The organism is Rhodococcus sp. EPR-157 (assembly GCF_001647195.1).
In the GTDB taxonomy this organism is placed as follows: Bacteria; Actinomycetota; Actinomycetes; order Mycobacteriales; family Mycobacteriaceae; genus Rhodococcoides.
The window spans coordinates 1-9,622 of the sequence record NZ_LVCV01000606.1; the positions used below are offsets into that span (position 1 = coordinate 1).

12 protein-coding genes are annotated in these 9,622 nt (G+C 64.2%); 11 read left to right on the forward strand and 1 reads right to left on the reverse strand.

Going from position 1 to position 9,622, the window contains the following annotated elements; all coding sequences use genetic code 11:
* From A2J03_RS26215 to A2J03_RS26240, 7 genes are all read left to right on the forward strand, one after another.
* The coding region (locus tag A2J03_RS26215; RefSeq protein WP_197480974.1) for a thioesterase family protein at nt 1-309 on the forward strand (309 nt) is incomplete at its 5' end.
* A 32-nt stretch (nt 310-341) separates the two neighbouring features.
* Nucleotides 342-1,157, forward strand: coding sequence for a pyrroline-5-carboxylate reductase (gene proC, locus A2J03_RS26220; protein WP_068380114.1), 816 nt, complete (start codon nt 342-344; stop codon nt 1,155-1,157).
* Nucleotides 1,158-1,284: 127 nt separating this feature from the next.
* Nucleotides 1,285-1,521, forward strand: coding sequence for a helix-turn-helix domain-containing protein (locus A2J03_RS26225; protein ID WP_068380116.1), 237 nt, complete (start codon nt 1,285-1,287; stop codon nt 1,519-1,521).
* A 277-nt stretch (nt 1,522-1,798) separates the two neighbouring features.
* On the forward strand, nt 1,799-1,900 hold the full coding sequence (locus tag A2J03_RS30220; RefSeq protein WP_003402602.1) for a 30S ribosomal protein bS22: 102 nt from the start codon (nt 1,799-1,801) through the stop codon (nt 1,898-1,900).
* A gap of 178 nt (nt 1,901-2,078) precedes the next feature.
* Nucleotides 2,079-3,185: an SDR family oxidoreductase gene (locus A2J03_RS26230; protein WP_197480975.1), complete on the forward strand. Its 1,107-nt coding sequence runs from the start codon at nt 2,079-2,081 to the stop codon at nt 3,183-3,185.
* Nucleotides 3,182-4,237 (forward strand): 1-acyl-sn-glycerol-3-phosphate acyltransferase, encoded by a 1,056-nt coding sequence (locus A2J03_RS26235; RefSeq protein WP_068380121.1) that lies wholly within the window; start codon nt 3,182-3,184, stop codon nt 4,235-4,237. The genes A2J03_RS26230 and A2J03_RS26235 overlap by 4 nt, the downstream gene beginning before the upstream one ends.
* A 17-nt stretch (nt 4,238-4,254) precedes the next feature.
* Nucleotides 4,255-4,743, forward strand: coding sequence for a GNAT family N-acetyltransferase (locus A2J03_RS26240; RefSeq protein WP_068380124.1), 489 nt, complete (start codon nt 4,255-4,257; stop codon nt 4,741-4,743).
* A gap of 25 nt (nt 4,744-4,768) precedes the next feature.
* On the opposite strand, the gene A2J03_RS26245 is transcribed toward A2J03_RS26240, so the two are convergent.
* Nucleotides 4,769-5,704: an HAD family hydrolase gene (locus A2J03_RS26245; protein WP_231912725.1), complete on the reverse strand. Its 936-nt coding sequence runs from the start codon at nt 5,702-5,704 to the stop codon at nt 4,769-4,771.
* Between the two features lie 240 nt (nt 5,705-5,944).
* On the opposite strand from A2J03_RS26245, the gene A2J03_RS26250 reads away from it, so the two are divergent.
* From A2J03_RS26250 to hemC, 4 genes are all read left to right on the forward strand, one after another.
* On the forward strand, nt 5,945-6,217 hold the full coding sequence (locus A2J03_RS26250) for a glutaredoxin family protein (protein WP_068380128.1): 273 nt from the start codon (nt 5,945-5,947) through the stop codon (nt 6,215-6,217).
* A 194-nt stretch (nt 6,218-6,411) separates the two neighbouring features.
* Nucleotides 6,412-7,260, forward strand: a complete 849-nt coding sequence (locus tag A2J03_RS26255; RefSeq protein WP_068380140.1) for a redox-sensing transcriptional repressor Rex — start codon at nt 6,412-6,414, stop codon at nt 7,258-7,260.
* On the forward strand, nt 7,257-8,639 hold the full coding sequence (locus A2J03_RS26260; RefSeq protein ID WP_068380134.1) for a glutamyl-tRNA reductase: 1,383 nt from the start codon (nt 7,257-7,259) through the stop codon (nt 8,637-8,639). The genes A2J03_RS26255 and A2J03_RS26260 overlap by 4 nt, the downstream gene beginning before the upstream one ends.
* Before the next feature lie 59 nt (nt 8,640-8,698).
* The coding region (gene hemC / locus A2J03_RS26265; protein WP_068380142.1) for a hydroxymethylbilane synthase at nt 8,699-9,622 on the forward strand (924 nt) is incomplete at its 3' end.

The following is a 9,622-nucleotide window of genomic DNA, read 5'->3' on the forward strand; positions in this document are numbered from 1 at the left end:
GAGCCGGAGGTTCGGATGTGGGTTCGACCGCACGAAGGTGACGAGGCAGACCCGGACACCTGCGCATTGTTCGCGCTCATGACGGGCGACATCTGTGCGCCTGTGACGATGAATCGGGGCATGTTCGGGTGGGCGCCGACCGTGCAGCTGACCACCTACCTGCGTCGCCAGCCTGCACCTGGCTGGCTCCGGGTCGCGGCCAGCAGCACCGTCATCGGCGGCACGTGGTTCGAGGAGGACCATCTCGTGCTCGACTCGACCGGCGCGGTCGTGGTGCAGAGCAGGCAGCTGGCGATGGTGCCGCGCTGAGGTTCGCCGAGCCACCGATCTAGGCTTGCCGCATGACGAGAATTGCTGTAATCGGAGGCGGGCGCATCGGTGAGGCGTTGATCGCCGGACTGCTCGAAGCGGGATATGCAGTTCGTGACCTGGTGGTGGCCGAGAAGTTCGAGCCCCGTGCTGCCGAGCTGGCCTCGACCTTCGGGGTGCTGACGACGACCATCGCCGAGGCATCCGAGAATGCCGACGTCATCGTGTTGGCCGTCAAGCCAGGAGATGTGGACGGGGCACTCACCGAGGTCGCCAAAATCGATCTCGACGGTGAACGTGAACAGCTCATCGTCTCGCTCGCCGCAGGCATAACCACCGCGAAGTTCGAGTCGAAGCTGCCCGCCGGGTTCCCTGTCGTGCGCGTCATGTCGAACACGCCGATGCTCGTGGGCGAGGGCGTCAGCGTTCTAGCGCCCGGAAAGTACGCCAAGGCCGAACATCTCGAACTCGTGCGGACGATTCTGTCGACGGTCGGCAAGGTCGTCACCGTGAAAGAGAACCAACTCGATGCCGTGACGGCGGTATCCGGGTCCGGTCCCGCCTACTTCTTTCTCGTCGCCGAAGCGATGATCGACGCCGGCGTCGGCCTCGGATTGACCCGCGAAGTTGCCTCCGCGATCGTCGTTCAGACGATGGTCGGGTCCGGGGCGATGCTGGATCGCTCGGATGAGACGCCGACGGAGCTTCGTTATGCAGTTACTTCTCCCGGCGGAACAACGGCCGCGGCAGTGCGAAAACTGGAAGAAAACGGCCTCCGAGCAGCGTTTTTCGATGCTTTGGGTGCCGCGAAGTCCCGTGCAGCTGAGATGGGCGTCACAGCGGAATAGAAAACTGATGCCCTACACCCGTCGCAGTAACCCCATTGGTCACGTTAAGCTCAGTGGTAGCACGTGCGTGTCTGTTCGGCAGGAGGGGAAGCCTGCCGCGCGAGACGTGCCGGAGGTATGTGAATAGATGGCGCCTGTAAACAAGCCGTCCAAGGGTGCGTCCCTGGATGGCCAACCAGCTTTGGCTGGAACGCAATTCCTCACAGTGGCCGAAGTGGCAACGCTGATGAGGGTGTCCAAGATGACTGTGTACCGACTGGTGCACGGCGGAGAGCTGCCTGCTGTACGAGTGGGTCGATCGTTCCGTGTACACGCCAAGGCTGTGCACGATTACCTCGAGACCTCGTACTTCGACGCAGGCTGAGTCGCGCGCTTCGTGTCGACTTCGCTCTATCGGGCCGGTTTCGTGGATCGTTGTCCACACCGGTAAGGTGGAGTCTCGTCGTGGCCGAGTAATATCGGCACTCGTGCCAGGGGCTGATTAGTTGCATCGAGCTTCGACCAACGAGGCCCGAGCGCCAGCTTGGGGATCGACGGCTTACTCCACGTGAAAGTCCTGTGGGGGAGTTCGAGGCTGCCAGGTAGGCGTACGCAACTTCGCGTGCGCGAAAACGCTAGAGAAGAACGTGAGGACACCCGCCATGGGTTCAGTGATCAAGAAGCGTCGCAAGCGCATGTCGAAGAAGAAGCACCGCAAGCTGCTTCGTCGCACTCGAGTGCAGCGCAGGAAACTCGGTAAATAGAGCTTTCGAGAAGGAGCCCGTCACCAGCAATGGTGGCGGGCTCCTTTTCGTCGGCCGGTGCTCGGCGCGGTCACGTCCGAACGAGCATTTTTCCTGCACAGGGTGTCGAAATCGGTTCGCTCGCATCTTCCCGGGATTCCAGTAGGCTGCAGGTTGCGGCAACCAATCGGGGGTGTGAGTGACTTCGAACGAGCGAGGCGTTGCGGCGCCCAAAGTGGTGCTGGTCACCGGGGCGAGCCGCTTCCTCGGCGGGTATCTCGTCACCCGACTGGCTCAGAATCCCGCTGTAGAGCGCGTCATCGCCGTCGATACCAAATCCCCGAGCAAGGACCTGCTGCGTCGAATGGGACGTGCGGAGTTCGTCCGGGCCGACATCCGCAATCCATTGATCGGGAAAGTCATCCGAAATGCGGGCGTCGACACCGTCGTGCATGCGGCGACCATCACCAAGCCCCCCAGATCCGGCGGGCGCGCGACGATGAAAGATCTCAACGTCATCGGCGCGATGCAGTTGTTCGCGGTGTGCCAGAAGTCCCCGTCGGTGCAAAAGGTCGTTCTTCGGTCCTCGTCTTCGGTGTACGGATGCAGTGCCAAGGATCCGGTCAAGTTCACCGAGGATATCAGTGCGCGCAAGCCTCCGTCGGGAGCATTCGCACGCGACACCATCGACATCGAGGGGTACATCCGCGGACTCGGACGTCGACGCCCGGACATAGCCGTTTCGATTCTGCGGTTGGCCCCGCTGATCGGGCCGCGGCTCAACGGATCGATTTCCCGCTACATGACCTCGCCGCTGATTCCCAGCATCATCGGCCGCGACGCCCGGATGCAGCTCCTACACGAAGAAGATGCTCTTGCTGCGCTCGAGCGCGCGACGATGGGTGGTCCAGCCGGAACGTTCAACGTCGGTGCCGACGGCACGATCATGTTGTCGCAAGCCATTCGTCGAGCCGGTCGTATCGAGGTGCCGGTACCGTTTGCCCTGTTCAAGAGTGTCGGTCGAGCGCTGATGGGCGGAATGATGCGCGAATTCACGACCGAGCAACTGGACTACTTCCACTTCGGCTGCGGGCTGGACACGACCCGAATGCGATCCGACCTCGGATTCGAGCCGCGTTGGACTACGGTTCAGGCATTCGACGACTACGTCCGTGGCGCCGCACTTCGGCCGGTGGTCCGGACCGAGTGGGTGGACTCGGTGGAGAAACGTGCGTTGTGGGCCGCGGACGCCGGTGCAGCGTTGTCCAAAGCCGCACTGGCCGCGACTACAGGCAGGGAGAGGTGAACGAGGTGGCGAAGGTGATCCCGCTGCACGGTAGCGGCGCCGGACGCGACCATGCCGGCCGCAGCCGCAGCCGTGCCGAGGACAGTCGCAGTCGGCACCCGTCGTCGTACGCCGACACCACGCCGCCGATACCGCTGGTTCCACCCGTGTCCGCGCACCCTCTGGAACCGGTGGGCCCATCGGACGGCTCTCAGATCGACGCGGCGAAGGCCAAACTCGTCGAGACCATTTCGGACACAGCAGAATTCGTTCGTCGGCGAATGGCCGGCGACTATGTCGTCGACGAGTTCGGTTACGACCCGCACTTCGCCGACGCCGTATGGCTGCCGCTCCTGCGTCCGCTCTTCGACAAGTGGTTCCGGGTCGAGATCAAAGGGATCGAGAACATTCCGAACGACGGTGGAGCTCTCGTCGTCGCCAATCACGCCGGCGTGATTCCGGTCGATGCGCTCATGGCGTCGGTGGCCGTCCGCGATCATCATCCTGCGCACCGTCCGCTGCGAATGTTGGCCGCCGACATGGCATTCGAGATGCCGGGCGTCGGGAACATCGCACGAAAAGCCGGCCACACGCTCGCCTGCAATCCCGACGCGGAACGTCTGCTTCGGATGGGCCAGGTGGCCGCTGTGTTTCCCGAAGGCTTCAAGGGCATCGGCAAACCCTTCAGTGAGCGATACAAACTGCAGCGCTTCGGCCGTGGTGGGTTCGTGTCCGCGGCGCTGAAAACCGGTGCGCCCATCATTCCGTGCTCGATCGTCGGTTCGGAGGAGATCTACCCCAAGATCGGCGACATCACCCCGTTGGCGAGATTGATGGGCATGCCGTACTTCCCGGTCACCCCGTTCTTTCCCCATCTGGGCCCCCTCGGTCTCATTCCGCTGCCGTCGAAGTGGTACATCGAGTTCGGCAAGCCCATCGCCACCGACTCCTACGACGCTCAGGCCTCGGAAGATCCGATGGTGCTCTTCGAATTGACCGACCACGTACGTGAGACCATTCAGCACACCTTGTACCGACTGTTGGCCAAGCGCCGCAACGTGTTCCTGGGCTGATCAGTACCCTGGTCCGGGTGCTGATTCGAGACACCACCACCGAGGACCTCCCCGCGATCCTCGACATCCACAACGACGCCATCAGGAACACGACGGCCATCTGGGACGAGACCGAGGTCGGCCTCGACGAGCGGATGGAGTGGTTGGCCGGGAGGTTGCGTGCCGGCTATCCGGTGCTGACGGCCGTCGTCGACGGCGAGGTTGCGGGATACGCGTCGTATGCGCAGTGGCGACCGAAGAGTGGCTACCGCCTCACCGTCGAACACTCGGTGTACGTGGCGGGCAATTTCCAGCGCCGCGGACTCGCGAGTGCGCTGCTCACGGAACTGATCGAGCGGGCGCGGTCGGCAGGCATCCACGCACTCGTCGGAGTCATCGAATCACGAAACACGACGTCGATTTCACTGCACGAGAAGTTCGGTTTCGTCACGGTCGGTCAGATGCCCGAGGTCGGCATCAAATTCGACCGTTGGCTCGACCTCACACTGATGCAGCTGACGCTGTAAACCCCGCGCTGTAGACCCGACACGGTCAGCCTCGACGGCGACCGATCACAGCCGCGAGCCCACCGCCGACGGCGCCCAACGCAAGAGCTGTCGGTACCCCGATCTTCGCCGCTTTGCGGCCCGTCCGGAAGTCTCTGATCTCCCAGCCGCGGTTCTTGGCGAGTTCGCGCAGGTCCGCGTCGGGATTGACGGCGACGGCTGTGCCGACGAGTGAGAGCATCGGGACGTCGTTGTGACTGTCCGAATACGCCGTGCAGCGTTTGAGGTTCAACCCCTCGCGCACGGCTAGTGTCCGGACTGCGTGCGCCTTTCCGAGGCCGTGCAGAATGTCGCCGACGAGCCTGCCGGTGAATACGCCGTCCTTGCTCTCGGCGACGGTACCCAGTGCGCCGGTCAGCCCGAGCCGCTCGGCAATGATCTGTGCCAGCTCCAGTGGCGTTGCGGTGACGAGCCAGACTTGCTGGCCTGCATCGAGATGCATCTGTGCGAGCGCGGCCGTGCCGGGCCAGATTTTGTCGGCGATGAGTTCGTCGTAGATTTCTTCGCCGAGCATCCGTAGTTCGGAGGTCGGTCTGCCCGTGATGAAGGAGAGCGCCTTCTCCCGACCGCTTGCGACGTCCTCGCTGTTCTCTTTGCCGCTGACTCTGAATTTGATTTGCTGCCAAGCGAACTGAGCGAGGTCACCGCTGGTGAAGTACTTGCGTGCGGCGAGGCCGCGGGCGAAGTGGATGATCGAAGCGCCCTGGACCATCGTGTTGTCGACGTCGAAGAACGCTGCGGCGGTCAAGTCCAGCGGAACCGATGCGCCGACCTCTACCTGCAGTGCGATGGCTGCGTCCGCGCTGGCTTCACCGGCGACGCTTGCCCGGACCTCGGCATCGGAGGGACCGAGCGGGTTGCGGAGCCGTCGTTTGCGACGCTTGTCGCGCTTGTCCTCACCGGGCCTGCTCGTCTCGACCATGTCCTCGTCGGGTACGTCGGACACCGGTAGATCGATGACGACCGGTTCGTCGGCCGTCACGTCGTCGTCAGGCGTCTGAAAGCCCCCGTTGCTCATCACGCGCACCTCCATGCTCGAGCAGTGTCATGAACCCTAGTCCGTACAACGAAACTCCGAACCGGCCGCACGGTCCCGACCAGTGCGGACTTCACCGTAGAGATGTGACGTTCGTCTCTCGCCCGGGCATGGAAGGGTGGAAGCATGGTTTCTCCGGACCCGACCGTGGTTCTTCTCACCCGCGCGGGCTGCCACACCTGCGTCGTCGCGCTCGCGCGGTTACAGGAGGTGTGCAGCGACTTCGCGATCACCCCGACGTCGATCGACGTCGACGAAGTCGCCGACACAGCCCCTGACCTGCGCGCCGAGTTCGGCGATCGCGTACCTGTGGTCCTGCTGGACGGTCGCGAGCATAGTTACTGGGAGGTCGACGAGCCGCGGTTGCGGGCGGACCTGACTGCCTGGAGGACACCCTAAGAACGTGCGTTTGCTCTCGCTTTGCAGGTGAGGGCCCCTCTAGCACGGATCGAGCGACTTTGTTCATTCGTTCACAAGCGGTTACCGTGGTCCCAGCGCAGGAGTGGAACCTGTGGCGCCTGCATGAATTTTTCGATCGAGCTTGTCCAGGATCACCGTGAAGACCGGCATTGCAGCCGTTCGGACGAGGAGCCATGATTGTGACCGAAGAGCGCCCGGCCGTGCCGGTTGGTGTCGAGCGGTCACCTGGCATCGGTAGATCTGCAAGTCCCGAACGTGTTATCCCACAGGCTACGGTGACGCGATTGGCGACCTACTTGCGGGTCCTCGGAATCCTGGCAGACGACGGAGTTCTCATCGTGTCCAGTGAAGAGCTGGCCAATGCCGCAGGGGTCGGATCGGCCAAGCTTCGCAAGGATCTGTCCTTCCTCGGGCCCAATGGTGTTCGCGGAGTCGGGTACGACGTCATGCGCCTGCGAGCCAAGATCGAAAGTGCACTCGGCCTCGATCGGGGGCACAAGGTTGTGCTGGTGGGCGTCGGAAACCTCGGGGAAGCGCTGGCCAGGTACGGCGGATTCGGTCGCCGAGGATTCTCGATGGTGGGCCTGTTCGATCGCAATCCGGAGCGCGTCGGCCTCGATGTCGACGGCCTTCAGGTGCGACACGTCGACTCTCTCGAGCAGGCGTGCCGCGATCTCGAAGCGACCATCGGTGTCATCGCCACTCCCGACGAGTCCGCGCAGTCGGTGGCGTCGTCGTTCGTCGCGGGCGGTGTCGAATGCATCCTCAGTTTCTCTCCGGTGACGCTGGACGTACCGGATCGAGTGGAGGTCAGGCGCGTCGACCTGGCCGTCGAGATGCAGGTTCTCTCGTTCAACAGCTCGCGTAACGAGGCTGCTCGTCACGCGCCGGCGTTGTCTCCCAATCCTCGACTGGGTCGTAGTCGCGGACCGCGGGTCGTTCCCGGTTCGCTACCGAGCACGACCGCCATCAGCCCCTCAGTAAACAGTTCGACAAGAAACGGATCGGTGATTGCACCGTGAGTGTCCTTCTCGTCGGGATTTCGCACCGTAGCGCTCCCGTCGCAGTCCTAGAGCGTGTCGCCATCACCGACACCGAGCGACCCAAGCTGACCGACAAGCTCATGGCCAGCGGCAACATCTCCGAGGTGATGGTGGTCTCGACCTGCAACCGGGTCGAGGTGTACGCGGTGGTCGACGCGTTCCACGGCGCTCTGGCAGCGGTCGGCGAAATACTCTCGGAGCACTCCGGCCTCCAAGTACCGGAACTGACCAAGCACGCGTACGTGCGCTACAGCGAGGCGGCGGTCGAGCATCTCTTCGCCGTCGCCAGCGGACTCGATTCGATGGTCATCGGTGAGCAGCAGATCCTCGGACAGATTCGCGCCGCGTACGCATCGTCGGACAGCCAGCAGGCGTCAGGACGGGTTCTGCACGAACTTGCCCAGCAGGCCCTCCGCGTGGGAAAGCGGGTGCATTCCGAGACCGGTATCGATTCGGCCGGCGCGTCGGTGGTGTCGGTCGCGCTCGATCGGGCCGCACTGCTCTTCGGTGGCAGCCTGACGGGACGGACCGCAGTAGTTCTCGGCGCAGGAGCGATGGGAGGACTGTCCGTCGCGCATCTCGGTCGCGCGGGCATCGAACGTCTCATCATCGTCAACCGCACGCGGGAGCGAGCGGACCACCTTGCCGACACCGCTGTGTCGGCGGGCGTCGAGGCAACCGCGATGAACTTCGAGGACTTCGCGTCCGCGCTGTCGGACGCCGACATTCTCGTCACCTGTACCGGTGCGGTCGGGGCTGTCGTCTCGCTCGCCGATGCCCACGTTGCGCTTGCTCAGCGTGAGTCCGGACGCCCGCTCGCAATCTGTGACCTCGGATTGCCGCGCGACGTCGACCCGGCCGTTGCCGGTCTGCCCGGCGTCGAGGTGTTCGACATGGAGTCGCTTCAGCGCGACCCCGCAGCAGGCGCAGCATCCTCGGACGCGTCCGCGGCTCGTGAAATCGTCTCCTCCGAGTTGTCCGGCTACCTCGCCGGGCAACGCCTTGCCGAGGTGACCCCGACGGTGACTGCACTGCGCCAACGCGCAGCCGAGGTCGTCGAAGGCGAACTGATGCGGCTCGAATCCAGGCTGCCCGGTCTCGACTCGCCACAGCGCGACGAGGTGGCCCGCACCGTGCGACGCGTCGTCGACAAGCTCCTTCATTCGCCGACCGTGCGTGTCAAGCAACTGGCCACCACCCCGGGTGGCGACTCCTACGCGGCCGCGTTGCGTGAGCTGTTCGAGCTCAGCCCCGGTGCCGTCGAGGCAGTCGCGAGCCCGATAGAGATCAACGGAATGGAACTCGTGGACGACTTCACAGCCAGCCGGACCGAGGTTCGGAAGGGACAAGCGGAGTGAACGACTCGGATGGGCAGGAGTGGAGCCTGCGGAACGACCCGGATGGGCAGGAGTGGAGCCTGCGGAATGACCCGGATGGAACGGCGGTCGTTCGGATCGGAACACGAGGATCACTGCTCGCTACGACGCAGGCCGAGACCGTCCGTCAGGGACTCATCGCGGCAGGGCTCGACGCCGAGCTCGTCATAGTCAAGACGGCGGGCGATCTGTCAGCGGCACCGGTGCAGACAATTGGAGTCGGCGTGTTCACCGCCGCGCTACGCGAGGCTCTGACCGACGGCAAGGTCGACATCGCCGTGCACTCCTACAAGGACTTGCCGACGGCCCCCGACGAGAGGTTCGTCATCGCCGCGATTCCCGAGCGTGAGGACCCGCGTGATGCGCTCGTCGCTCGCGACGGACTCGTTCTCGGTGAGCTGCCTGCGGGCGCGAGAGTCGGTACGTCGGCGCCGCGTCGCTCAGCCCAGCTTCGAGCACTCGGTCAGGGGCTCGACGTGAGGCCGTTGCGCGGCAACCTCGACACCCGAATCGGCAAGGTCGCATCCGGGGAACTGGACGCAGTGGTCGTCGCGCGCGCCGGCCTGGCCCGTATCGGGCGTCTCGACGACGTCACCGAGTCCCTCGATCCGGTTCAGATGTTGCCGGCGCCTGCTCAGGGCGCGCTGGCAGTCGAATGCCGCAGCGCCGATACCGATCTCATCGATATCGTGCGCAGCCTCGACGACGCGAACTCGCGGGCGGCCGTCGCGGCCGAGCGCGGACTGCTCGCGGAGTTGGAAGCAGGGTGTACCGCTCCCGTCGGCGCGATCGCGGAAGTGGTCGAGTCCATCGACGAGGACGGCCGGATCTTCGACGAGATCTCGTTGCGCGGGTGCGTCGCCGCCATCGACGGCAGCGACAGCATCCGGGCCTCCATCGTCGGGTCGATCGACAATGCGGAGGAACTCGGCCGCGACCTCGCCCGCGAGTTGCTCGATCTCGGT